This window comes from Solimonas aquatica, assembly GCF_900111015.1.
Classification (GTDB): domain Bacteria; phylum Pseudomonadota; class Gammaproteobacteria; order Nevskiales; family Nevskiaceae; genus Solimonas; species Solimonas aquatica.
Map to the genome: position 1 here is coordinate 13,110 of NZ_FOFS01000008.1, position 25,346 is coordinate 38,455.

Below are 25,346 nucleotides of genomic sequence, written 5' to 3' on the forward strand. Positions count from 1 at the left end.
GGGATGGCGCTGCGGCGACACTATCGCGCATGCCCGATTCCTTTCCGCCGCCCGCGCCGCGCCGGCACTGGCTCAGCTTCGAACGTCTGCATCTGTACGCGCTGCCGCTGCTGGCCGCTTCGCTGTGCCTGATCGGCGGGGCGCTGAGCGTGGATCTGCAGGGCCGGCGCATCGCCTGGCTGCCGGTGGGCGATTTCATCGCCTACTGGAGTGCCGCGCATCTGGCGCTGGACGGACAGGCGCTGAGTGCCTACCAGCTGCCCAGGCTGGCGGGCGTGGAGCAGGCGGCCCTGCCCGGTTTCGCTTATGCGGTGTCCTGGCATTACCCGCCCACTTTCCTGTTGCTGCTGCTGCCGCTGGCGCTGCTGCCGCTGAGCGCGGCCTGGTTGTTGTTCATGTTCTTCAGCCTGGCTTGCTATCTGGCGGTGCTGAGTCACAGCCTGGATCAGCCACGCCGGCTGCCGACCCTCCTGCTGTTGTTGTGCGCGTTCCCCGGCACCGCCCTGAACATTATGTTCGGCCAGAACGCCTTTCTCACGGCGGCACTGATGGGCGGCGGCCTGTTGCTGTTGCAGCGGCGCCCCTGGCTCGCGGGTCTGTGCTTCGGTCTGCTCACCCTCAAGCCGCAGCTGGGACTGCTGCTGCCGCTGGCCCTGCTCTGCGGCGGCCACTGGCGCGCGATCGCGGCGGCGGCCGGCAGCGCGACGCTGCTGCTGCTGGTCTCGGTGATGGTTTTCGGTGCCGACAGTCTGCCGGCGTTCTGGCAGACCATGGCCCAGGCCCGGCACTGGCTGGAAGCGGCCGGTCCCAGCGCGGTGGGCCATGCCGCGGAGGCGGTGCAGCCCGGCGGCATCGATGCGCAATGGCTGGCGCAGGGCCGGCTCGACCGCCGCCAGATTCCGACCCTGTTCGCCTTCGCCCGTGAACTGGGCGCCCCCCTGCTGCTCGCTTACGGCTTGCAGCTGGCGCAGGCGCTGCTGGCGGCGCTGGTGGTGGCGCGCGCCTGGCGCGTGCCGCTGGCAACTCTGCGGCGGCAGGCGCTGCTGGTGCTCGGCAGCCTGCTCGCCACGCCGTATCTGTTCGACTACGAGCTGGCCTGGCTGCTGCTGCCTATCGCCGCCTGGGCCGCGCAGGGTCTGCGCGAGGGCTGGCGGCGCGGCGAGCGCGAATGGCTGGTGGCGGCTTATGCGCTGCCCCTGCCGCTGCTGCTGCTGAGCCTGTACAGCGGACTGCCCTGGCTGCAGTTCCTGTTTCTGGCCTTGTTCCTGCGTCTGGCCTGGTACGAAAAAGCGTTGCTGCTGAACAAGGATGCGACATGAGTGAACCCGGGCCCAAGGCCTTGCGAGCGCACTGGCTCAACGCCGAGCGCGTGATGCTGGGCGCGCTGCCGCTGCTCGCGGTGATGGCCTCGCTGGCCTGGCTGTGGCTGCAACCGGCCGAGCATGGCCTGCGCGGCACCGCGCCGCTGGTAGCGGACTTCATCACCTACTGGAGCGCTTCTTCGCTGACGCTCTCGGGACATCCGGAGGCGGCCTACGATCTGCAGCAGATCACGGCAGTGGCGCAGGCCGCCGTGCCGGGTTTTCCGCGCGCGGTGTCCTGGCATTACCCGCCCACCTTTCTGCTCGTGGTCTGGCCGCTGGCGCTGCTGTCCCTGAGCGCAGCCTGGTTCGTGTTTCTCGGCGGCAGCTTCGCGCTGTATGCCCTGGTGCTGCACCGCAGCCTGCGGCCGTTGCTGCGCGCGGCGAATTTTTCCGCGCTGCGTGGCTGGCTGCAGATCCTGCTGCCCATGGCCGCGTTTCCGGGAATCGCCATCAATCTGCTTTACGGTCAGAACGCGTTTCTCACTGCCGCGCTGATGGGTGCCGGGATGCTGCTGTTGCGCAGCCGGCCGCTGTGGGCGGGCGTCTGCTTCGGCCTGCTGGCGATCAAGCCGCATCTGGCGCTGCTGGTGCCGCTGGCTCTGCTCTGCGCGCGGCAATGGCGCGCGGTGCTGGGCGCGGCGCTGAGCGCCTGTGGCTCGCTGGCCTTGTCGCTGGCGCTGTTCGGCATGGCCAGCCTGCAGGGCTTTTTCGTCGGCATGACACGCGCCCGGCACTGGCTGGAGGCCGCCGGCAGCTATCAGCGTCAGCCGGTGCGGCCCGAGCAGATCGATGCGCAATGGGTGGAGCATGCGCGTCTGGCGCGCAACGCCATTCCCTCGCTGTTCTCGTTCCTGCGCGAGTTGAATTTTTCGCTGACGCTGGCATACGGCATGCATGCCCTGCTGGTGCTGGCGGTGGTCGTCATCGTGCTGCGCGCCTGGCGTGGTACGGTGTCCTGGTCATTGCGCTTTGCACTGTTGTCGCTGGGCAGTCTGCTGGTCACGCCGTATCTGTTCGACTACGAACTGTCCTGGCTGCTGCTGCCTCTGGCCTGGTGCGTGGTGAACGGTGTGGAAAACGGCTGGTGGCGTGGCGAGCGCGAACTGCTGCTGCTGATCGCACTGCTGCCCTTGCCGCTGTTTCTGATCTCGCGTCTGTGGCCGCAACCCTATGCGGTGTTTCTGCTGCTGGGCTTCTTCGCTTACGTGGCGCTGCGTAGTGAGGTGGCGCTGCAAGGAGCAAAGACGCTTGCCGACCGGCGCGCTAGCGGGCCCGATGAAGGGTATTCAAAATGAGCAATACCGACGAACGGTAGCACGCGGCGCCTTCATCTGGTTTGACGGTTTTTTGCTGTGGCACTCATAGTATGGCCACGGGATCGAAATGTTCATTTCGAGTCGGGCAGTCGGGTAACAAAATTTCCTTAGGAGTTCATTACGCCATGTTCAGCAAAGTCAAAAAATTCTTCCAGGACGAAGAAGGCGCGAGCGCGGTCGAGTACGGCCTGATTGTCGGCCTGATCGCCGTGGCCATCGTCGCCATCCTGGCCCTGATCGGACCACGCCTCAGCGGCGTGTTTTCCAAGGTCTATTCAAGCCTGCCTACGTGATGTCTGCGCCGGCGGAATTTTCTGCCGGCTGAACCGAGTTGAATGGAGCCTTCCATGTTGAAAAAGCTGTGGCGTTTCTTGCGCGATGAGGAAGGTGCGAGCGCGGTCGAGTACGGATTGATTGTCGGCCTGATTGCAATTGCCATCGTCGCGATATTGATTCTGATCGGACCCCGCTTGAGCGCGGTGTATTCGAAGGTGTACGACAGCCTGCCGACCTGAAAGCCAGGCAGGCGCTGTCGAGGGGCCCCTTGCCGCATCCGCTGGGCAAGGGGCTCTGCGTGTGCGGCGCTCGAAATTACAAGAAGCAGGCGCAAGCGGATGGCAGGCGCCGGCAGAGGGCGGCAGGGCTGGGCTGAAGCGGTGGAGGCTTTGCCGGTGGGGCATCGCCGCACGCAAACGGGGTCGGCAAGTGATTCGTTTAAGGGCTCTCCATTGATGCACGACATGCCTGCCGCTGGTCGGTGGTGACACTACGCGCTGCGCGTGCGTACGGTAAAACCTGATGAGCATCGTATTCTGGATTGGCTTGTGGGCGGCACTGATTGCAATCTATGACTGGCGGCGGCAAAGGATCGCCAATGCCGCGCTGATCGTGATGCTGGTGCCGGCGCTGCTGGCCCTGTTCTGGAACGGCAAGGGCTTGCTTGGCGCGGGGCCAGGGTCCAGCCTCTGCGGCATGTTGCTGGCTTTTGTCGTGACGCTGCCGGCGTACCCGCCGCGCGTGCTGGGTGCCGGCGACGTGAAGTTCGCGGCGGTGCTGGGCCTGCTGCTGGGCCTGCAGCGCACGCTGGAGATGCTGTTGTGGGCGGCGCTGCTACTGGGGCTTGCGGCAGTGCTGATGTGGTGGCTGAAGGGCTCGCGCAAGGCTAGATTTGCCGCCGCGCCGGCGCTGACACTGGCCACGCTGCTGGAGCTGATGGGCGGGCCGCTGCTGCTGTGAGAATGGCGGCGGAAAAGCTGAAGGTCTGCGGTGACGGTGTTCTTGAGCCAGGGAGTTTGCGATGAGCAGTACCGCATTGAAGATTTTTGCCGGCGTCGCCGTTCTGGCGGCGATTGTTCTCGCTGCACTGGGTTATCGCATGAGCCGCGACTACGCCCAGAAGTCGGAGGCGGCGCAGCAGCAGGTGCGCCAGCAGGCCGCCGAGCAGACGCTGGCCGTGGTGGCGGTCAAGCCGCTGCTGGCCTACCAGCCCATCGCCCGCGAGGCGGTGGCCCTGGTGCCGGTGTCGGTGAGGCCGGCCGATCCCATCGGCAACATCGATGAGGTGGTCGGCAAGCAGCCGCTGATCGACATCGACGCCGGCGCGCCGGTCACGCACCGTTACTTCCGCGAGGGCAATGTCCTGGCGCGGGCCATCCCGCCCGGCTACAAGGCGGTGTCGATCGGGATCAACGACGTGCTGGCGGTGGGTGGCTTCCTGCGCCCGGGCGACATCGTCGACATCCTGATCTTCCTGCGCGGCGCCGAAGGTGCCAGCCAGCCGCAATCGCGCGTGCTGCTGGAGAAAGTGCGGGTGCTGGCGTATCTGGATCAGATCATCGACCGTCCGGCCGGCGCGCAGCCGGCCGGCAACCAGCCGCAGGCGGCGCAGCAGCGCACTGCGGTGCTGGCAATCCCGGACAAGGACACCACCAAGCTGATGCTCGGCTCCAGTCTCGGCGATCTGCGCCTGGCCCTGCACGGTCAGTCCGAGCTGCAGGGCGGTGACGGCGAGAACGGCGCGCTGGCGGTCGTCGATCCGAAGGCGGCCGAGCGCGTCATCACCTCGGCGGAGCTGGCGCGGCTGCGGCCGGTGGGCCCGCCGACGGCGAGGATCGAGGTGGTGCGCGGCAACGATGTGTCCGCGGTGAGTGTGAAGTAAGGGGACCCACCAACATGAACAAACTGCAAACTCTGATTCGTACCCTGCTGCTGCTGATCGTCGCGCTGTCGCTGCCGGCGTCCGCGCAGCAGGCCGGCAACGGCAACCCGCCGCTGATCATCGTCGAGCAGGGCACGCACAAGCTGATGCGCGCCAACGCCGAGGTGCAGCGCGTGGCGGTGGGCAATCCGGCGACCGCCGACGTGAGCCTGGTCAATCGCCGCGATCTGCTGCTGGCCGGCAAGTCCATCGGCATCACCAGCCTGATCGTGTGGATCAAGGGTGAAAGCCAGCCGCGTCAGTATCTGGTGCGGGTGCAGCTGCCGGTCGATCCGCTGAAGTCGCAGAAGCCGGTGGACCCGGAGCTGAGCCAGGCCATCGTGGATCCGGGCCGTGGCCTGGAAGGCCAGCTGCCCAATCTGCTGGCGCATCGCCGCGCCGCGATTGCCGCCAGCGGCGGCCAGAAGGAGGCGCCGATCGCCGACGCCAGCAGCGTGGCACTGGAGTCGCAGGTGCTCACCAGCGTCAAGATCGCCGAAGTGTCGCGCAAGACCCTGCAGCGCTACGGCGTCAATCTGATGGTCAACAACGGCACCGCCGGCACCACCAGCGGCATTCTCGGTTCGCCCGGTTCCTACTCCAGCTTCGACTTCAAGGACGGCCCCGGCAGCGCCGGCATCAAGGGCACGCTCAGCCGCTCGCTGACCGATGCCTTCGGCCTGCTGATCACCGATTCGAGCAGCAAGATCACGGCGCTGATCGATCTGCTGGAAGGCCGCGGGCTGGTGCGCACCCTGGCCGAGCCGAGCCTGCTGGCCACCAGCGGCCAGACTGCCAGTTATCTGGCCGGTGGCGAGTTCCCGGTGCCGGTCACGCAAGGCGGTACTTCCGGTTCGGGCATCACCGTGCAGTACAAGGAATTCGGCGTGCGCCTGTCGTTGACGCCGACGGTGCTGGCGCGTGACCGCATCGCGCTGAAGGTGGCGCCGGAAGTCAGCGATCTGGATTTCTCCGCCGGTATCCAGATCAGCGGTGTCTCGGTGCCGGCGCTGACGGTGCGCCGCACCGACACCAGTATCGAGCTGGGCGACGGCGAGACCTTCGTGATCTCCGGCCTCATCAGCTCCAACCTCACCAGCAACGTCAACAAGGTGCCGTGGCTGGGCGATCTGCCGGTGCTGGGCGCGTTCTTCAAGTCCACCACCCTGGATCGCAGCGACAAGGAGCTGATCATGATCGTCACGCCGCATCTGGTGCGGCCGCTGGCCCGCGACGCCAAGCTGCCGAAGCTGCCGGGTGATCAGTACAGCGGCAAGACGCCGAGTTTCGGCCACAACGTGTTCCTGGAACGCGGCGATTTCGATTCCGGATTTAGCCGTTGAGCCTGACGGGCCGCTAGAATTAAGCACTCGTTCATTCACAAAAAAAACGGTAGCCATGAAATCCCAGGCGGTGGTGGTCGCTGATGATCCGGTGTACTTGAGCTGGCTGGAGAATGCCGCGGGCACCAGCACCGAGTTCGCCCTGGTGCGACCGCTGGACGCCGAGGATCTGCTGGATCGCGTCTTGACCCTGGGCCGGGTCGACGTGGTGTTCTTCCAGTTCGACCGGGGCAATCTGGAAACCCGTCTGGCGATGATGGAGCGCCTGGTCGAACGCCAGCCGGATATCGCGGTGGCCGGCCTGGGCGCCGACAGCAATCCCGACATCGTGCTGGCCGCCATGCGTGCCGGCGCCCGTGACTTCTTCGTGCTGCGTCGCGACGAGGCCGATGTGGTGGCGCTGCTGTCCAAGCTGCTGCGCCGCACGCAGTCGGCGGTGCGCGTGCCGCAGAAGCAGGGGCAGCTGTTCGCCATCTTTTCCAGCCAGCCCACCGAGGCCATCGCCTTCGTCGCCGAGCACGTCGCGCTGGCCTGCCAGGACGCACTGCCCAAGGGTTCGCACACGCTGCTGATCGACATCGCCACCCCGGCCGGCGCCAGTGCGGTGTTTCTCAACATCAGCCAGTCGTACACCGTGATCGACGCCGTCAACGACGTCTATCGCTGCGACCAGACGCTGATCGACACCGCCTTCTCGCGCCATCCCAGCGGCCTGTATCTGCTGAGCCTGCCCGAGGATCTGATCGGCCGCCCGCATTTCAATTTCGACGATTTCCTCAAGCTGCTGGAAGTGGTGCGCGGCCTGTTCGCCTGCGTGGTGCTGGCGTTCGACGGCCATCAGCCGGTGGCCGACATCGGCGGCATGCTGGCGCAGGCCGATCGCGCGCTGCTGCTGTCCGACCAGTCGATTCTCAAGTCGCGTCACTGCAAGTACCTGCTGCGCGCCATGCGTCTGGAAGACTGCCCGCTGGAGCGCACGGCGCTGCTGGTGGACTTCTACCGCCGGCGCGTCGGCCTGGAGCCGGAAAACCTGGCCGAGATTCTCGATCTGCCGCTCTACGGCCGGCTGACCGCGAGCCTCAACCAGGGCCGCATCCAGTCGATGAATGCCGGCGAGCCGATGCTCACGGTCTCTCCCAAGGATCCCTTCTGTGTGGACGTGCGCGCCCTGGCTGCGGCGCTGCTGGCTGGACAGGGCAAGGTCGAGGCCCCGCGCGGCACTGCGCTGAGCCGCCTGTTCAGTTGACCCCGGCGCAGGAACGGATCACCTCATGAGCGTGCCGGATCCGCAAATCGCCCGCTTCCGGCTGTCGGACCAGTACCTGCAGCTGAAGAACAATTTTCATCGTCATCTGATTCAGCAGATCGACGAGCGTGACCTGGACATCGAAACCTGGGACGCCGAGAAGGTCGAGCGTTTCGTGCTCGAACAGATCCGCCGCTACGTGGTGGATCAGCGCCTGCCGATCAATCAGCGCGAGTCCGAAGCGCTGGCCCGCGACGCCAAGGATGAGTTGATGGGCTTCGGGCCCATCCAGGGCCTGATCGACGACGACACCGTCAGCGACATCGTGGTCAACGGGCCCAACAAGGTGTTCGTGGAGCGCGCCGGCCGGCTCTACAACGTGCCGCTGCGCTTCTTCAACAATGCCCACGTGATCCGCGTCATCCAGCGCATCCTGGCGCCGATCGGACGGCGCGTCGATGAATCCACGCCGATGGTCGATGCGCGCCTGCCGGATGGCTCGCGCGTCAATGCCATCATTCCGCCGATCGCGCTCGACGGGCCCTGCATCTCGATCCGCAAGTTCCGCAAGAAGCCGATGTCGGCGGACGATCTGCTGCGCTACGGCACCCTCAGTCCGGCGGAACTCGATTACCTGCGCCAGCGCGTCGAGCAGCGCACCAATATGCTGGTCACCGGCGGCACCGGCTCCGGCAAGACCACCATGCTCAACCTGCTGTCGCTGTGGATTCCGCCCGGCGAGCGCGTGGTCACCGTGGAAGACGCCGCGGAGCTGCGCCTGGAGCACGAACATGTGGTGCGTCTGGAGTCGCGCCCGCCGAACCTGGAGGGACAGCATGCCATCACCGCCCGCGATCTGGTGCGCAACGCCCTGCGCATGCGACCCGACCGCATCGTGGTCGGCGAGGTGCGCGGCGACGAAGTGCTGGACATGCTGCAGGCCATGAACACCGGTCACGATGGTTCGATGACCACGCTGCATGCCAACTCGCCGCACGACGCCGTGCAGCGTCTGGAGCTGCTCGCCGGCTTCGCCGGCTACAACGGCAATGCGCAGACGTTTCTGGGACAGGTGGCAGCGGCCATCCAGCTCATCGTGCACGTTAGTCGCCTGAAGGGCGGCGAACGTCGCATCACCTCGATCATGGAGGTGCGCGGTCTGGAAAATGGGCAGCTGGTGCTGTTCCCGGTGTTCCGCTATGACGCCGAACATCATCAGCACCTGGACCTGCGGGGAGAGCCCTGATGCTATTGCTGATCGTACTGGCGCTGACGCTGATGATGGCGGGGGTGGCCGTGCTGCTGGCGCTGCGCGCCACGGACCGCCAGCGCCAGGAAGACGTGAACCTGCGCCTGCGCGTGCTGGGCAATGCCGAGGACGCGGCGACGGTGGCCGCGCAGCTCAGCAGCGCGCAGCAGGTGCACAACCCGCTGCTGCGTTTCTTCTGCCATGTGGTCTGGCGCACGGGTGTGGAGTACAGCCCGCAGACGGTGCTGCGCCTGCTGCTCGGCATCCTGCTGCTGCTGCCGCTGTTGCTGCTGGTGCTGGGGGTGGCGCTGGGCCTGCTGGTGTTTGTCGGCGGTCTGGGTCTGGGCTGGCTGCTGCTGCTGCGTCAGGCCGGGCGCCGGCGGCGGCGCATCATCGAGCAGTTCCCCGCCTTTCTGGAGAGCGTCAGCCGGGTGCTGGCGGCCGGCAACACCCTGGAGGAGGCGATCAGCTCCTCGGTACGCGAGGCGCCCGATCCGATCCGTCCGCTGTTCGTCAGCGTCGGACGGCAGGTGCGCCTGGGCGCGCCGATTGAAACGGTGCTGCACGAGCAGGCCGAGATCAACGAGCTGCGCGATCTGAAAATCCTGGCGATGGCGGCGTCCATCAACCGCAAGTACGGCGGCAGCCTGCGCAGCGTGCTGCGCAGCCTGATCCAGGCGGTGCGGGCGCGCGACAATGCGCAGCGCGAACTGCGCGCGCTCACCGCCGAAACGCGTTTTTCGGCGATGGTGCTGTCGGTGATTCCGATCGTCATCATGATTTACATCGTCTGGCAGAACCCTGATTACTACACGCAGATGTGGCAGCAGCTGTCCGGCAAGATTCTGCTCGGCGGCTCGCTGGTGCTGCAGGTGCTGGGCATGCTGCTGATCTGGCGCATGATGCGCGGCGCGGGTGGTGATTCATGAATCCAAATCTGTTTGCAGCCCTGGTCGCGGCCGCGATTCTGGTCGGCATCGGCGCCTTTGCCGCCCTGAGCTGGCTGCTGCTGCGCATGCGCCACGAAAACCGCCTGCGCCGGCGTCTGGCCACCGAGACCACGGAAACGGGGCGCGATTTCGACAGCGCCGACGCCACGCCGCTGGTCGACAGCCTGGCGCGCAGCGGCAAGGCCATCGAGCGGATGGTCGATACCGAAGGCGAGAGCGGGCGACTGCTGGTGCAGGCCGGCTGGCGCACCGCGCAGGCGCGTGTCGGCTGGTATGTGTTCCAGGCGGCGCTGCCGGTGCTGCTGTTCGGCGGTGTGCTGGCGTTCTGGACGTTTGCCGAAGTCGAAAACCGCATGTTGCTGGGCGTGATGGCCGCGCTCATGGCGGCGATCCTGAGCTTCCTGGCACCGCGCTGGACGCTGCGGCGCCTGGCGGCGGCACGTCTGGAGCGCATCCGCGGCGAGGTGCCGCTGCTGATTCATCTGCTGGTGCTGATGTTCGAGGCCGGCCTGGCCACCCGTCAGGCACTGTCGAGCATCGTGCGGGAGGGTGCCGGCGTGCTGCCGGAGCTGGGCCACGAGTTCGACGGCGCGGTGCGGCAGGTGGAAGCCGGCGCCGAACTGAGCGAGACGCTGCGCCTGATGGCCGATGTGCTGCCGGTGGACGATCTGGCCACGGTGCTGGGCATCCTGCGGCAGGTGGACCGCTATGGTGGCGAGCTGCGCGAGCCGCTGCTGGAGACGCTGAAGAACATCGAGGAGCAGCGCGGCTACGAGCTGCGCGAGCGCGTCAACCTGATGTCGGGACGCATGACCCTGGTGATGGTGATGTTCTTCTTCCCGGCGCTGATGATCTTCGTCGCCGGTCCGGCCTTCCTGGCCATCGTCGTCACCCTGGGCAAGATCTGATGGGCATGCTGCATCGTCTGGTCACGATCGGTGCCGCGCTGCTGCTGGGTGCCTGCTCGCTGCTGGGCCAGTCGCCGGCGGAGCATGCTGCTTCGCCCGCCAGCGACACGGCGGTCTACACCGATCTGATCAAGCGCATGATCGACAGCGGCCAGTATTACGCGGCGCTGGCGCACATCCAGCAGCAGCAGCGCGAGGGCAACAACGATCAGCTGCGCTACCTGGAGGCCGAGGTGCGGCGCAATCTGGGGCAGTTCGAGGCCGCCGAAACCCTTTATCGCGGTCTGCTCAACGGACCGCAGAGCGGTGGTGCCTACCACGGCCTGGGCCTGCTGTACGCGCCGCGCAACATGAATACCGCGATCGGCTATCTGCGCGAGGCCGCCAGGCGCGCGCCCACCGACGCCGACACCCGCAACGACCTCGGCTACGCCCTGCTGCGCCAGGCCCGCTACAACGAGGCGCTGCCGGAACTGGCCACCGCCGCCGAGCTCGATCCCAATGACGACCAGCCGCGCAACAATCTGCTGCTGCTGATGTTCCTGCGCCGCGACGAGAAGGGCGCGCAGAAGATCATCGCCGACGCCGCGGTGCCGGCCGATACCGTTTCACGTCTGCGCGCGCAGGCGCAGGCCATGCAGGCCCGCAGCGCGGGCACAGGAGTGCGGCAATGAAGAGACTGATCGGAGTGTTGCTGGCCGTGGCGGCCGGCGCGGCGATGGCCCAGGAGGCGGCGCCGAGCACGGTCGAGACCACCGCCGAGGTGGGACAGGGTGTGCGCGGCTGGCTCGAGCTGCAGACCCACGGCACGCAGGCGCAGACCGAGCTGCGTCCGGTGCCGGGCGAGGTGGCGGCGCAGGTGTACCAGCGCTACGTGAACAGCTTCAAGGCTGCCATTCCGGAACAGATGGAACGGCAGTCATTCGTCGGCCGGGGCGGTTCACAGTAAGCTGCGCAGCCTGCGACGGACCCGGGGAGGGTCCGCGCCCGACGTGATCACCGTTCATGCCCGCTCCGGATTCGAGGCGCCCCGAGCTGTTGCGCACGCGCCTGCAGCGCGTGCTCTTGCTGCTGCCTGTCGTTCTGCTGATGCTGCTGGGGCTCGGCGCCATCGGCGGCGCACACCGGCTGCAGGCTGAGATCGGTCGCGCGCAGCTGTCGCGCGCGGCGCAGACCCTGTCCACCGCCCTGGCGGCCCCCTACGATCAGGAAGGCCTGCGCGGCGCGGCACGCACCTTCTTCCAGCTCGCCGCAAACCAGCAGGGACTGCGCCGGCTGCGGCTGAGCGACCGCGACGGCGGCACGCTGCTGACCCTGGGCGCCTACGACAGCTGGCAGTGGTCGGGACCGCTGGCGCGGCTGTTCGAGAACCTGCTGTACCGATACAGCAACAGCCAGGGCACGGCCGCCGTTTACGGCCCGGAGCAGCGCTATCTGGGGCGCGCCGATTTCGATTTCATTCCCGGCATGATCGACAGTGCGCAGGCGCATGCCGTCGCCCAGCTACGCTGGACCGGCTATGCCTTCCTGCTGCTGGGCCTGGTCACGCTGCCGCTGTACTGGTGGCTGCTGCCGCTGTTGCGCGGCGCGCCCAGCTGGGTGCAGCGCGCCGATCCGCAGCCGCAGGCCAGTGCGCGGCCGCCGGATCTGCTGTCGATGCTGGGGCTGTTCCGCGAGCGCGCCGGCGCCATGCTGGATTCGGTGCATTACGCGCTGGTCACCGCCGATGGCGACGGCCGCATCAACCATCTCAATGTCACCGCCGAGAAGCTTTGCGGCTGGGCGCTGGCGGCGGCGCGCAAACGCATGATCTATTCGGTGTTTCACACCGTCAACGAAAACGATGCGCCGCTGCAGACCGCGCTGGAGACGGCGCTGCAGAAAGGCATCGACGTGCCGCTGCAGCGCGGCTGGCTGCGTGCCCGCGATGGCCGGCGCCAGCCGATCGAGATGATGGCGAGCCTGATGCGCGGCAACGACGGCATGGTGATCGGTGCGGCGATGATGCTGCGCGATGTCAGCACGCATCTGGCCGAGGTGGATGATCTCAAGCGCGAGGCGCGGCTGTCGCAGGCCATCGTCGATCATCTCGAAGAGGGCGTGCTGATCACCGATCCGGCCGGTGTGGTGCGCTTCGCCAACTCGCGCGCCGAATCGCAGTTCGGCTACAGCCGCGCCGAGCTGCAGGGCTTCACGGTCACCAAGCTGATGCCGGTGCCGTTTCTCAATACGCCGGGCCTGCGCATCACCGACTACGTGATGACGCCGGGCAGCAGTGATCGCGGCCAGCACCAGCTGCCGAGCATTGTCGGCTGGCGCAAGGACGCCACCACCTTTCCCATTGAGCTGTGGGTGCAGCAGCTGCGCACCGAGCAGGGCGAAAGCCTGGTGCTGATGGTGCGTGACATCAGCGAACGCCTGCGCGGTGAAAAGATCGCCATGCGCCTCGGGCGCCTGCTCGATGCCGCCGTCGAGGAGGTCTATATCTTCGAGGCGCAGTCGCTGCTGCTGCTGGAAGTCAACCGCAGCGCGCGGCGCAACCTGGGCTTCCATCCGGAAGTGATCGCGCGCATGACGCTGCTGGATCTGGCCGAGGATCTGGACGAAAGCGTGTTCCGCAGCTATCTGCAGCAGCTCGGCAGCGGCAGCCGCGAAAGCGTGGTGTTCCGCTGCCGCAACCGTCGCGCCGACGGCAGCAGTTATCCGGTCGAAGTCCGTCTCAACTATTCGCGCGACGAGGAGCCGGCGGTGTTCATGGCCATCGCCATCGACATCAGCGAGCGGCTCGCCGCCGAGGAACGCCTGCGGCATCTGGCGCATCACGATGCGCTCACCGGCCTGCCCAATCGCGTGATGCTGCTCGACCGTCTCGAACAGGCCTGGCTGGGCACGCAGCGCGGGGATCGCATGCTCGGCGTGCTGGTTCTGGATCTGGATCAGTTGCGCGAGGTCAACGAGCGCCTGGGTCACGAGATCGGCGACCGCCTGCTCAAGGCCGCGGCCGAACGCCTGCAGGCCACGCTGCGGCCTTCCGACACCGTGGCGCGCGTCGGCGAGGATGAGTTCGTGGTGCTGGCGCCGGGCTTGCGCAGTGTCGAGGATGCGCAGCTGGTGGCGCAGAAATTGTTGGATGCGTTCGTGCAGCCCTTTGCGGTGGACGAGCAGCAGCTGGATGTGCGCTGCAGCATCGGAGTCAATGTCTATCCGGTGGATGAGGCCGGCCCCGAGGGCCTGCTGCTGCATGCCGGTCATGCACTGCGTGAGGCCAAGCAGAGCGGCGGCGGGCGGCAGTGCGCCTATCTCGCGCAGATCGATGTGCCGCGCCAGCGTCAGCTCGATCTGCAGCGTGAGGTGTCGGCGGCGCTGGCCCTGGACGAGCTGAGCCTGCAGTTCCGCCCGGCGCTGCACGAGGGCACGGTGCGCGCCCTGTTCGCGCGTCTGGTCTGGCGGCATGCCCGTCTGGGCGAAGTGGGCCATGGCGAGCTGATGCGCCTCGCGCAGCGCGCCGGCATCGCCGGACAGCTGGAGCTGCTGCAGCTGCACCGTGCCGCGACCTTCTGCGCCGGCCTGCGCGAAGCCGGGCTGCAGCTGCCTGATGTGATCATCGAGGTTTCCGGCTGGCAGCTGCGCAGCGGCGATTTTGCGCGGCAGAGCGCCGAGCTGCTGCAGCGTTACGCGATGCCGCCGCAGCGGCTGCTGCTGGCACTGGACGGCGAGGGCATCAAGGCGCTGCAGCATCGCCATCCGCGCGTTGCCGAGCTGCTGGCCAGCGGCGTGCGCCTGGCTTTTGCGGACGCCTGTCCGCCGCTGCCGCCGCCGATCGAAATGCCGGTGCAGCTGCTGCTGACGGGCCGGGCGTGTCAGAGCGTGGATCAGATCACCGCGCTGAGCGCCGCCGCGCGTCGCCGCGAGCTGAACCTGATCGCAACGCAGCTGGACGACACGCAGGTCCTCAGCCGCTGGCGCGGCAGCGCCGTGGCCGTGGCCGGTGACGCGGTGCAGAAGGCGCTGCCCTACGAGGAGGCGCTGGAGTGGCTGCGGCAGAGGCCGATCGAGCCGCTGTGAATCAGGCACCGGCGCGGGCTCCACTTCTGAGCCTGCGCACACGCCATACTGCGCGTCCGTCGCAATACACGCCGGCATGAGCGCCATTTCCGATCTTCCGCAGCTGTCTTCCGACCAGGCCTGGGCGCAGCTCGAGGCCAGCCCGGCGGCGATGCTGGTCTGTGCCAGCAGCCGTCAGGCGGGCGCGTATCAGCGCCACTACGGACAGTGGCAGCTGGCGCGTGGCCGGCGCGTCTGGGCCACGCCGGCCATCCTCAGTTTCGAGGCGCTGCTGCGCCAGTGGTATCAGCTTGCCGAGGCGCAGCTGCGCTTCGGTAAACCCCTGCCGCGTCTGCTCAGTACCGCGCAGTCGGCGCTGCTCTGGCGGCAGTGCGTGGAGCATTCGGCGCTGCCCTTGCTGCGCGGCGATGAGGCGGCGCAACTCGCCGCGCAGGCCTGGCAGCTGGCGCAGGAGTACCGGCTGACCCTGCCGTTTGCCGCGCAGGGCCATGCCGATATCGAGAACTTCAATCGCTGGGCGCAGCGTTACCGCCAGCAGCTGACGCGACTGCAGGCGGTGGACGAGGCCATGCTCGACGCGCTGCTGCTGGAGCGCGCGCAGGCCGGCGAGCTGCAGCTGCCCGCGCAATGCATCCTTGCCGGCTTTGCCGAACTCACGCCGCGTCTGCGGCAATGGCGACAGACCCTCGCGGCGCAGGGTGTGGCGCTGGCGCAGCTGCAGCTCGCACCGCGTCAGGCGCAGCTGCAGGTGGAGGCTGCCGTCGATGAAGAGCAGGAGCTGCGCGCCGCTGCGATCTGGTTGCGCGAGCAGGCGCAGCACCAGCCGCAGGCACAGCTCGCGGTGATCGTGCCGGACCTGTCCGCGCGGCGTGCGCAGCTGCAGCGCGTGTTCGACGAGCAGCTCTGTCCGGTGCAGGACGCACCGGGCACGCATGCGCAGCCGCGGCCTTACAACCTCAGCCTGGGCCAGCCGCTGTCGGCCTACGGTCTGGTGCAGACTGCGCTGCGCCTGCTGCAGCTGGCGGCCGGCGGACTGGAGGCCGGTGCGCTGAGCGCGCTGCTCACCTCCGCCTACTGGGGCAGCACCGCCGATGCCGAGAGCCGCGCGGCGCTGGATGCAGAGTTGCGGCGCCAGGGCTGGTTGCACATCGAGGCTGCCGACTGGGCCAGGCTGGCTCCCGCGCCGCTGCAGGGCTATGCGCAGGCCGCCGCGACGCTGCGTGCCGCGCGACGTCTGCCGGCCGGCGAATGGAGCGAGCGTTTCGCGCAGCTGCTGCAAGCCTGCGCCTGGCCAGGGCCACGCGCGCTGGACAGCGAGGAATACCAGCTGCTGCAGCGCTGGCGCGAGCTGCTGCTGGAATTCTCGGCGCTGGATCCGGTGCTGGGTCGCGTCGATCTGGCCAGCGCGCTTGCGCAGCTGCGCGAGCTGGCGGGGCGCGAGGTGTTCCAGCCGCAGTCGCCGGCTTCGCGCCTGCAGGTGCTGGGCGTGCTCGAAGCGCAGGGCCTGAGCTTCGACGCGGTCCGGGTGCTGAGCCTGGACGATGAACACTGGCCGGCACCGGCACGGCCGCATCCTTTCATTCCGCATGCGCTGCAGCGCGCCGGCGGTCTGCCGCATGCCAGCGCCGCGCGCGAGCTGGCTTACGCGCAGGCGCAGCTAGTCGACTGGTGCCGCAGCGCCGAGGTGCTGGTGCTGAGCTACGCGCAGCGCAGCGAAGGCCGCGAGCAGGCGCCGAGTCCCTTGCTGCTGTCCTGGCTGGATCAGGTGCAGCCGGCGCGCAGCGCCGCGCTGCCGCCGGCCTGGCTGGCCTCGCAGGCCAGCGCGCAGAGCGAGAGCCTGGACGACAGCCATGCGCCGCCACCGGGTGCGCAGGCGGTGCTGCGCGGCGGCGCGCGGGTGCTGGGCGATCAGGCGCGCTGTCCGTTCCGCGCTTACGCCGTGCACCGGCTGGGCGCCAAGCCGCTGGAGACCCCGGCCTACGGCCTGCAGGCTTATGACCGTGGCGAGCTGGTGCATCGCGTGCTGGAGCGTCTGTGGCGGCAGTGGCGCGATCAGGCGGGCCTGCTGGCCAGCGACGAATCACAATGCCGCGCGATGATCTTTCAGGCCGTGGATCAGGAGCTGGCGCAGCTGGCACAGCGCGCGCCGCAGCGCCTGGGCAGCGGGCTGCGGCAGCTGGAGGCGCAACGTCTGCAGGCGCTGATCACGCAGTGGCTGGCAGTGGAACGCGCGCGTGCGCCGTTTCGCGTGCTGCGCATCGAAGACCAGGCCGTCACGGACGAAGCCGAGGTCGAGCCGGTACGCGAGTTCGCGGGCCTGAAGCTGCGTCTGCGCCCCGACCGCATCGATGCCACGCCCGAAGGCGGCCGCATCGTGCTCGACTACAAGACCGGTGCGGCGCGCAAGCCGCCCTGGCGCGATGGCCGTCCGGAAGACCCGCAACTGTTGCTGTACGCCTTGCTGGAGCCGCAGGTGCAGGCCCTGGGCTTTGCACGGCTCAATGTCGAGGCGCTGGGCTTTGAAGGTCTGGCGGCGGATGAATCCCAGCCGGGCTTTGCGGCTTATGAAGAAGACGCCGGCACGCAGGAGGCGGAGAGCTGGAGCGCGCTGCTGGGCCGCTGGCGCGGCGAGCTGGAGACGCTGGCCGAGGAAATCCGGCGCGGCTGGGCGGCGGTGCAGCCCAAGCATCCGCGCGTCAGCTGCCGCGACTGCGGCCTGCACGCGCTGTGCCGCATCCGCGATGTGGTGTCGCTGGACGAAGGCGAGGAGGTGGCCGAATGAGTCAGCAGATCGCCGACGCCGCCGCCCGCGAGCGCGCGCTGGATGCGCGCAGCAGTTTCATCGTCCAGGCTCCGGCAGGCTCCGGCAAGACCGAGCTGCTCACCCAGCGCCTGCTGGTTTTGCTCGCGCAGGTCGAAGAGCCTGAGGAAGTGGTGGCCATCACCTTCACGCGCAAGGCGGCGGCGGAGATGCGCAGCCGCGTGTTCAAGGCGATCCGCGCCGCCGCGGCGCAGACGCCGGTGGACAATCCGCATCAGCGGCGCACGCGCGAGCTGGCGGCGGCGGTGCTGGCGCGCTCGCATCAGCGGCAATGGGGCATCGAAAACAATCCGCAGCGCCTGCGTGTGCTCACCATCGACGCGCTGTGCATGCAGATCGCGCAGCAGATGCCGCTGGCCGCCGGCTTTGGCGGACGCGTGCGCATCGCCGAAGAACCGCAGCCGCTGTATCGCGCCGCCGCGCGCGCCACGCTCTCGTATCTGGACCGCGAAGGCACGGGCCAGCAGGCGCTGCGCATCGTGCTGCCGCATTTCGACAACCGGCTCGGCGCCCTGGAAGCGCAGCTGGTGGAACTGCTGGCGCGACGCGATCAGTGGCTGCACTTCGCCACCGAAAGCGGTCGCGCCGCGCGCGAGGAGCTGGAAGCCGCGCTGCGCGAGGTGATCGAGCTCGGCCTGCAGCGCGCGCAGAGTCTGCTTGGCGCCGAGCTGTGCATGCGCTGGCTGGAATCGGCGGCCTACGCTTCCTCGCAACGCTACGCCGCCGAACCGCAGCTGGAACTGCACAGCCTGCGCACAGGCATCTGGCCCGGCGTGCGTGCCGAGACCCTGGCGCAGTGGCGCGCGCTGCAGGATCTGGTGCTGACCCGCGACGGCAAGTGGCGCGACAAGATCGATGCGCGCCTCGGCTTTCCGGCCGGCAAGACCGCCGCCGAGAAGCGCGAGTGCAAGCCGCCGCGCGATGCGCACCTGGCGCTGATCGCGCAGCTGCAGGAAATCGACGGTCTGCAGGAGGCGCTGCTGGCGCTGCGCAGCCTGCCGGCGCCGTGTTACGAGGAGGCGCAGTGGCAGGTGTTGCAGGCACTGCTGGACCTGCTGCGTCTGGCCAGCGGCGAGCTGCGTCTGGCTTTCGCGGCGCGCGGCGAGGTGGACTTCGCCGAGGTCGCGGCGCAGGCCGTGCATGCCCTGGGTCAGGAAGACGCGCCCAGCGAGCTGGCCCTGGCCCTGGACTATCGCATCCGCCATCTGCTGGTCGATGAGTTCCAGGACACCTCGCGCCTGCAGTATGAGCTGCTGCTCAGGCTCACCGCCGGCTGGCAGCCGGACGATGGCCGCAGCCTGTTCGTGGTCGGCGATCCCATGCAGAGCATCTACCGTTTCCGCGAAGCCGATGTGGGGCTTTATCTGGACGTGCGCCGTCAGGGTCTGGGTGCGCTGCACCTGGAGCCCCTGCAGCTGCAATGCAACTTCCGCTCGGATGGCGGCGTGGTGGACTGGCTCAACAGGCACTTCCCGCAGGTCTTGCCGGCGCAGGAGGATCGCGAGCGCAGCGCCGTGGCCTACAGCGCCGCCATCGCCACGCGCGCGGCGGCGCCCGAAGCGGCCGTGCATCTGCATGCCTTGCCCGGCGGCGATGCGCGCGAGGAGGCGCGTGCCGTACTGGCCCTGATCCGCGCGCAGCGTGAGGCCGATGCGCAGGCCAGCATCGCGGTGCTGGTGCGCAGCCGCACGCATCTGGACGAGCTGGTGCCGGCGCTGCGTGCGGCCGGGCTCGCCTACCAGGCGGTGGACCTGGAGAGCCTGGCCAGCCGCCCGGTGATCGAAGACCTGCGCGCGCTGACCCGCGCCCTGCTGCATCCGGCCGATCGCATCGCCTGGCTGGCCCTGCTGCGCGCGCCTTACTGCGGGCTGCGTCTGGCCGAGTTGCTGGCCTTGTGCGAGGACCTGCCGCCGCAAGCCAGTCTGCGTGCGGCCCTGCAGGAAGAAGCGCGCCTGGCGCGGCTGAGCGCGGAAGCGCGCGCGCGCCTCGGGCGCTGCCTGCTGGTGCTGGACGAGACGCTGGCGCAGGCTGGCCGCAAGCCGCTGCGACGCTGGGTGGAGAGCGCCTGGCTGGCGCTGGGCGGGCCGGCGGTGCTGCGCGAGCCGCGCGATCTGGCCGATGCCCAGCAGTTCTTCGCCTGCCTGGAGCAGCTGGCGCCGGGGCCGCAGCTGGATGACTTCGAGCGGCTGGATCTGGCCCTGCACAAACTCAAGGCCACGCCAGACCCCAGCGCCGATGAGCGTTTGAGCCTGATGACCATGCACAAGGCCAAGGGCCTGGAGTTCGATGTGGTGATCGTGCCGGGTCTGTCGCGCACCACGCGCAGCGACAGCCGGCCGAGCATCATCTACAGCCGCCGCATCAGCGCCGCGCGCGAGCAGCTGCTGCTGGCGCCGGTGCAGGCGCGCGGGCAGGAGCGTGAGCCGATCTACGAATACATCCGCGCCCGCGAAGCCGAGAAGCAGCGCATCGAGGACGCGCGTCTGCTGTACGTGGCCGCGACGCGTGCGCGGCGCCAGCTGCATTTGCTCGCGGGCCTGGAGCAGGACGAAGAAGGCCAGGCGCGCGCACCGGCGCCCAGCAGCCTGCTGTCGCGGCTGTGGCCGGCGCTGGGCGCGCAGTTCGCGGCGCAGCGGCCGGATGCCTCGCCGCAGGCCCAGCCGCCGGCCTCGAGCGAGGATCGCCCCGCGCCGCCGCCGCTCAGGCGCCTGCACCTGGACTGGCAGGCGCCGCCGCTGCCCGCCGGCCTGCCGGTGCCCGAACGTCTTGCCAGCCAGGGCGGCGAGCCCCGCTTCGACTGGGCTGGTGAAACCGCGCGTGCCGTGGGCACGGTGTTTCACCGCTGGGTGGAGTGTCTGGCACAGCAGGGGCTGGCGAACTGGGATGCGCTGCATCTGCAGCGCCTGGGCCGTAGCCTGCCGCAGGAATTCGCCGGGCTGGGCCTGCCCCCGGCCAGCGCGGCGGCCGCCAGTGCGCAGGTGCTCAATGCCCTGCGCGAGCTCTTGGCCGATCCGCGTGGCCGCTGGCTGTTCGACCCCGGCCATCGCCAGGCTTTCAGCGAATGGCAGCTGAGCACGGTTGAAGACGGTGAGCTGCGCCAGTACCGCATCGACCGCAGCTTCATCGATGCGCACGGTCAGCGCTGGGTGGTGGACTTCAAGACCAGCCGTCACGAAGGCGGCGAGCTGGCGCAGTTCATTGCGCAGGAGCGCGAGCGCTACCGCGCGCAGCTGGCCGGCTATGCGCGGCTGCTGCGTGAATACGGCGCCGAGCCGGTGCGCGCGGCGCTGTATCTGCCGCTGATCGAAGACCGCGAGGCGCGCTGGCAGGAGCTGGATGCGGGCGCATGAAAAAGGCCGCGCAGTGCGCGGCCTTTTCTGCGGTACTGCGAAACGCCCGCTGCTTCAGCGTTCCAGATAGTCCAGCTTGCCGGGGCGGCCGTCCCAGTCCTTGGCGCCGGGCAGCATGTCTTTCTTCTCGGTGATCACCGGCCATTGTTTCGACAGCTCGGCATTGAGTTCCTTGAACTGTGCCTGATCGGCCGGCAGATCGTCTTCGGCGACGATGGCATTGGCCGGACATTCCGGCTCGCAGAGCGTGCAGTCGATGCACTCTTCCGGATCGATGACCAGGAAGTTGGGACCTTCATGGAAGCAATCGACCGGGCACACTTCCACGCAGTCGGTGTACTTGCACTTGATGCAGTTTTCGGTGACGACAAAAGTCATGATGCGCTCGAAAATTCCAGGGTTTGTGGCTCGGGCGGGGCGCGTGGGGGCGGCAGGCCGGTGCCCGGAGGCGGCGTAGTTTATACGATTCGCATCGGCCGGCTTTGTCCTGGCTCAAGGTATACCGGGTATCAGCCGCCCTCGGGCTCGCCGCGCGAGACTTCGGCGCGCTCCGGCGGGCGCGGGCGGTAAGCCAGGTCCAGGGTATGGATGCGCCAGACCCCGGCGCGGCGGTCCTCGAAGTAGCGCTTGAGACTGTGCCAGATGGTGGGGAAGGCGATCTGGTCCCAGGGCACTTCCTCTTCGCGCAGCAGCTTGGTCTCGGAGCTTTCAAAGGTGGGGCCGTGATGGTCGCTGCGCATGCGGCCACGGTGGATGAGGTAAATCTGGCTCACATAGGGGACGTTGATCATCATCAGCAGCTCGTCCACTTCCACGTCGGCCTGCGACTCTTCGAGCGCCTCGCGCGCCGCGCCCTGGCCGCTGGTCTCGCCCATCTCCATGAAGCCGGCCGGGAAGGTCCACAGGCCCAGGCGCGGTTCGATGTTGCGCCGGCAGAGCAGGATGCGGCCGTCGCTGGCCTCGGGAATCACGCCGACGATGACCTTGGGATTGCGGTACTGGATATGGCCGCAGGCGGGGCAGACGTGGCGCGGCAGATGATCGCCGTCCGGGGTGCGGAACTCCACGCGCTGACCGCAGGCATTGCAATGCAGGATTTCGGGATACATGGCCGGGAGTCTAACAAGTTGCGGCGCACGCTCCGGCGCCGCTGGCTGCAAGGCAGAGGAAGACTGGCGCCAAGGCGGTGGAACTGCGGAAAAAAATCGGAGAACATGCCACCACTTCCATCAAAACACAGGCCCCGCTCAGGGCGCCGCTTCCGGGGGGATTTGTGATGAGTTCAAACCGTTTTGTCAGCTGCGCCGGCCTGCTGGGTCTGCTTCTGGCCGCAGGCGCGCAGGCGCAGGACGCTGCCGCGCCGGCAGCTGAAGCGCCTGCTGCCGAGGCAGCTGCTGCCGAAGCGCCGGCGGGCGAAAGCGCTGAGACGGCGCCCGCCGAAGCTGCGGCGCCGGAGGCCGCGGCCGCTGCCGATGCCGGCAGCCCGAGCACCGAGGCTGCGCCGGCCGCCGACAGTGGCGAGCCGCCGACAGTGGCTGCCGATTCCGGCGAGGCCGCCGCCGGCGGCACCGAGCCGCTGCAGCTGTACGGCGGCGTGGACTACGCCTTCGTCACCGCCTCGCTGTCCAAGGATTCGCTGAAGACCGCGCTGGGCGGCGAGACCGTAGACTCCAATTTCTATCGCCTGCGTTTCGGCGCGCGCCTGCTGCCGGCGATTGGCGTGGAAGCGCAGTACGGCATCAAGGGCAGCGGCAACGATGCCGACACCCAGTCGATGTACGGCCTGTACGTGGTCCCCACCGGCGTGTTCTTCGACCTCGTCGAAATCTCGGCGCCCGTGGGTTACGCGCATGTGGAGCTGAAGAACAGCAGCGGCAAGGCTAAGTTCGACGCCGCCAGCTTCGGCTTCAACATGGAAGTGCCGGTGTACATCAACGAAGGCGGCTACATTCCGGCCATCCGCGTCGGCGGCGGCGGCACCGTGTACTACGCCGGCAGCCAGGCGCGCGTGTACGGCTTCCAGGCGGGCCTGCGGATGGATTTCAAGCTGTAAGCCACTGCGTGAAACAAGAAAGCGGCCTGCGGGCCGCTCTTTTTGTGAGTGTAGAAAGAGCAGCTGCTGAATTTCAGGCTTTGCGTAAACGTGGTTTGCCGTAAAGCAACTCGTATTGCTTGAGCAGCTTTTCCCAGGGGTTGCCGCCAAAACCTGGTCCAGCACCTGTCAGGCGGTTCAGAGAGAAGCGCTCAAGATTGCTTTCACCCGCTTTCTGTTGATGTTCCTGCACGGCATCGAAAAGTGCGTCCGCGTAGCGCTGCAGGACCTGGCTGCGGTCTTCAGGCTTGGTTGGAATGGGTTCGTTCCACTGCAGTCTTTCGAGATCCAGGCGCACAGCTGCGTAGTGAAACTCTCGCCTTTTCTGCTCGCTTAGTGGCTCGTCGGCAATTTCCGCAAGCTTCGGTTCTCCGGTGAGCCATTGCAGTGAGGCTGCCAACACCGCAGGCCAAACAGCATGAGTTTGCGCAGCGGCAAACATCGCCAGCATCGCGGTGATCAGGCTGCCAGGCATTCCGTCAACTTCACCGCGCAGCTGTGCCGCTTCCTGTTCGTTCAGCACGCGGCGATACCACGCTTCCACAAAGGGGCCGGGTGATTCCGGTAAAGCGGGAATCTGCTCGGGCGCATTCAGCGTGGCCACCAGATGCCGCAGGCGGTTCTGAAAACGACGAATCTCGCGAGGCGAGGTTTGCGTCAGGCGCAGCAGCGGCGACCAGGCCTCCAGGCTCCAGTGCAGGTCGCGGGGGTCGCTGGAATTGAAACGCGTCCGCCAAGTCCAGATCAGGCGCAGACCCAAGACCAAGCCCAGTGCCCCCAGCAGCATCCACACGGCTGCGGGGACATGGCCGGGATCGCCGGGCTCCAAGTAGCTGGTGCCGGGTGGTGGCTGGTCGTTTTTCTGGGTGGCTTCGGGCCTCGCTGTCGCCGGTGCGGCCGAGTTCGCTGCGGCTCCACTGCTGGTCGGCGTCTGCACCGCGAAGTCCGGGCTTCTGGTCTGTGGTGTCCGCTCGCCTTGTCCCAGATAAAAGCCCAGCGTCCCCGCGCAGGCCATAAAAATCAGCACAAAGAACAAGCCAAGCGCTGGAAGCAACATGCGGTCCAACCAGCGCAGGTATCCGGGCACAAGCCGCCATTCATACTCTGTCCGTGCTGGCCTCTGCTCGGTGAGCATCGCCGCCGTGCCTCGGCTGTCCAGCTCGGGAACCTGGACCCGCAGGTTGACCAGTTTGCGCAGGAAGCGCTCGGCAAAATCGCGGCGTTTCTGTGGCGTCTCTCCGTCGCGTGCCATCTCAGCAGCCAGTTCGCTGTAAGCCAAGCCCAGATTGCACTCCACGGTTTCGCGGGCAATGCCCAGCACCACCACCACTTCGCCCGATTCACAGAGAAAGTTGACTGCTTCGAGCAGGCTGGCCGTGCTTTTCGAATCGCAGCGATCCAGATCATCAATGAACAGATACAGGCGGTAGGGCAGCAGGGCGGTGGTCACATCGCGAAAATCGCCGGCGAAGCGATAGCGGTAACTGGTTTCCTTCTCCGCTGCGCGCATCTTCATCATCCCCGCTGCCGCTTTCAGCACTGCGGGATTGGGAAAGGGTGACAAGGTGCCCAGCAAGCCCCAGAGCGCCGGCAGCGCCGAGAGCAGCAGGGCCAGATACAGGACGCTGCGTTCGTGTGTCCGGCTGATCTGCGCGACGCGTCGGCGCAGGTTCAGATGTGTTGTGGACGTACTTTCCGGCGCCGCTACGGTCGCGCAGGCTGTGCCAACTGTCAGGCAAGCGGCGGCATCGGCCAGCCCTTCCAGGCGGCTGGCGCTCGCACTCCGATCGGCGCTCAGCAACTGTGCCCAGAAGCCGGCGAGCAGCGCCAGCGCCAACAGGCTGGGCATCGCGCGCCAGCGATAGCGGCGCAGACGCAGCGCAAAAAGCTTGAGCCAATAAACAGGTGTTCTGGGCGTAATCTCGCGGCGCAGCGTGTCCAGCAGTGCGGCCAACAGGTGCTCGTCGTTCTGATGGTGCCAGGCATTAAACCAAGCACAGCGCGCGCCGTAGCAGCGCAGATCGGTTTCCAGCATCCGCATCAAGGTGCTCTTGCCGGTTCCCCATTCGCCATCGATGGCAATCACCAGCGGTGGCGAAGTGCCCCGGTTGCGTAGCAGGCGCGAGAGCGCCAGCACTCTCGGTGCAGTCTGCAGGCGATCATCGGCGAGCCCGGCGCGGGGTTTGTCACTGCTGCCGATCTGTTGCAGCGCGTCGCGTTCAGGCGGCTTGCCCGCGATTGCCAAAGCCAGAATCACAATTGCCAGGCTGAGTAGCCAGAACCACGGTGCCGGGCTCAGTGTATGTTTCAGCAGCCGAACACGCTTCCAGGACAGGCCGCCGTCGGCGGTGGCGAGGATGGTGCCGCCGTTTCCGACGGCCCAGCCGTGTTGGTCATCGACGAAGTGCACGCTGGTGAGCGTGGCGCTGGTGCCGCTGGCCTGGG

At 67.7% G+C, this 25,346-nt stretch carries 20 protein-coding genes; 17 read left to right on the forward strand and 3 right to left on the reverse strand.

Translation table 11 applies throughout. The annotated features are described in order from the left end of the window. Nucleotides 1-29: 29 nt before the first annotated feature. The 16 genes from BMY12_RS10655 (at nt 30) to BMY12_RS10730 (ending at nt 20,809) form a co-directional block, all read left to right on the forward strand. Entirely contained in the window at nt 30-1,319 is a 1,290-nt protein-coding gene (locus BMY12_RS10655; RefSeq protein WP_177188944.1) for a glycosyltransferase family 87 protein, read from the forward strand. Then, nucleotides 1,316-2,659 (forward strand): glycosyltransferase family 87 protein, encoded by a 1,344-nt coding sequence (locus tag BMY12_RS10660; protein ID WP_177188945.1) that lies wholly within the window; start codon nt 1,316-1,318, stop codon nt 2,657-2,659. The genes BMY12_RS10655 and BMY12_RS10660 overlap by 4 nt, the downstream gene beginning before the upstream one ends. Nucleotides 2,660-2,805: 146 nt before the next feature. Further along, entirely contained in the window at nt 2,806-2,973 is a 168-nt protein-coding gene (locus BMY12_RS10665; protein ID WP_093285740.1) for a Flp family type IVb pilin, read from the forward strand. A 54-nt stretch (nt 2,974-3,027) separates the two neighbouring features. Continuing rightward, nucleotides 3,028-3,195, forward strand: a complete 168-nt coding sequence (locus BMY12_RS10670) for a Flp family type IVb pilin (RefSeq protein ID WP_093286223.1) — start codon at nt 3,028-3,030, stop codon at nt 3,193-3,195. Nucleotides 3,196-3,478: 283 nt separating this feature from the next. Next, nucleotides 3,479-3,916, forward strand: a complete 438-nt coding sequence (locus BMY12_RS10675; protein WP_093285743.1) for a prepilin peptidase — start codon at nt 3,479-3,481, stop codon at nt 3,914-3,916. 61 nt (nt 3,917-3,977) lie between these two features. After that, entirely contained in the window at nt 3,978-4,838 is an 861-nt protein-coding gene (gene cpaB / locus BMY12_RS10680) for a Flp pilus assembly protein CpaB (RefSeq protein ID WP_093285747.1), read from the forward strand. Between the two features lie 14 nt (nt 4,839-4,852). Beyond that, nucleotides 4,853-6,220 (forward strand): type II and III secretion system protein family protein, encoded by a 1,368-nt coding sequence (locus BMY12_RS10685; RefSeq protein ID WP_093285750.1) that lies wholly within the window; start codon nt 4,853-4,855, stop codon nt 6,218-6,220. A 55-nt stretch (nt 6,221-6,275) separates the two neighbouring features. After that, nucleotides 6,276-7,466 carry a CpaE/TadZ family protein gene (locus tag BMY12_RS10690; protein ID WP_093285753.1) on the forward strand — a complete coding sequence of 397 codons (1,191 nt, stop codon included), beginning with the start codon at nt 6,276-6,278 and terminating at the stop codon, nt 7,464-7,466. Nucleotides 7,467-7,491: 25 nt separating this feature from the next. Beyond that, nucleotides 7,492-8,712, forward strand: a complete 1,221-nt coding sequence (locus BMY12_RS10695) for a TadA family conjugal transfer-associated ATPase (RefSeq protein ID WP_093285755.1) — start codon at nt 7,492-7,494, stop codon at nt 8,710-8,712. Continuing rightward, entirely contained in the window at nt 8,712-9,644 is a 933-nt protein-coding gene (locus BMY12_RS10700; RefSeq protein WP_093285758.1) for a type II secretion system F family protein, read from the forward strand. Before BMY12_RS10695 ends, BMY12_RS10700 begins: the two co-directional genes overlap by 1 nt. Further along, nucleotides 9,641-10,573: a type II secretion system F family protein gene (locus BMY12_RS10705; RefSeq protein WP_093285761.1), complete on the forward strand. Its 933-nt coding sequence runs from the start codon at nt 9,641-9,643 to the stop codon at nt 10,571-10,573. Before BMY12_RS10700 ends, BMY12_RS10705 begins: the two co-directional genes overlap by 4 nt. 5 nt (nt 10,574-10,578) lie before the next feature. Continuing rightward, nucleotides 10,579-11,247 carry a tetratricopeptide repeat protein gene (locus BMY12_RS10710; protein ID WP_143068924.1) on the forward strand — a complete coding sequence of 223 codons (669 nt, stop codon included), beginning with the start codon at nt 10,579-10,581 and terminating at the stop codon, nt 11,245-11,247. Beyond that, complete coding sequence (locus BMY12_RS10715; RefSeq protein WP_093285766.1) at nt 11,244-11,522, forward strand: DUF3613 domain-containing protein; 279 nt, start codon at nt 11,244-11,246, stop codon at nt 11,520-11,522. Before BMY12_RS10710 ends, BMY12_RS10715 begins: the two co-directional genes overlap by 4 nt. Nucleotides 11,523-11,578: 56 nt before the next feature. Next, nucleotides 11,579-14,638: a sensor domain-containing protein gene (locus tag BMY12_RS10720; protein WP_093285768.1), complete on the forward strand. Its 3,060-nt coding sequence runs from the start codon at nt 11,579-11,581 to the stop codon at nt 14,636-14,638. 76 nt (nt 14,639-14,714) lie between these two features. Next, nucleotides 14,715-17,420: a PD-(D/E)XK nuclease family protein gene (locus BMY12_RS10725; RefSeq protein WP_093285771.1), complete on the forward strand. Its 2,706-nt coding sequence runs from the start codon at nt 14,715-14,717 to the stop codon at nt 17,418-17,420. After that, nucleotides 17,417-20,809 (forward strand): UvrD-helicase domain-containing protein, encoded by a 3,393-nt coding sequence (locus BMY12_RS10730; RefSeq protein WP_093285774.1) that lies wholly within the window; start codon nt 17,417-17,419, stop codon nt 20,807-20,809. The genes BMY12_RS10725 and BMY12_RS10730 overlap by 4 nt, the downstream gene beginning before the upstream one ends. A 54-nt stretch (nt 20,810-20,863) precedes the next feature. Here the strand turns inward: BMY12_RS10730 and fdxA are convergent, their stop codons facing one another. Both fdxA and BMY12_RS10740 read right to left on the reverse strand, forming a co-directional pair. Next, entirely contained in the window at nt 20,864-21,187 is a 324-nt protein-coding gene (gene fdxA / locus BMY12_RS10735) for a ferredoxin FdxA (protein ID WP_093285776.1), read from the reverse strand. Nucleotides 21,188-21,318: 131 nt separating this feature from the next. Continuing rightward, nucleotides 21,319-21,918, reverse strand: a complete 600-nt coding sequence (locus BMY12_RS10740) for an NUDIX hydrolase (RefSeq protein ID WP_245732450.1) — start codon at nt 21,916-21,918, stop codon at nt 21,319-21,321. Nucleotides 21,919-22,085: 167 nt separating this feature from the next. Here BMY12_RS10740 and BMY12_RS20325 point away from each other — a divergent pair, with 167 nt between their 5' ends. Beyond that, nucleotides 22,086-22,862 (forward strand): hypothetical protein, encoded by a 777-nt coding sequence (locus BMY12_RS20325; RefSeq protein WP_177188946.1) that lies wholly within the window; start codon nt 22,086-22,088, stop codon nt 22,860-22,862. A 73-nt stretch (nt 22,863-22,935) separates the two neighbouring features. On the opposite strand, the gene BMY12_RS10750 is transcribed toward BMY12_RS20325, so the two are convergent. Then, on the reverse strand, nt 22,936-25,346 hold a 2,411-nt coding region (locus tag BMY12_RS10750), incomplete at its 5' end, for a KAP family P-loop NTPase fold protein (protein WP_177188947.1).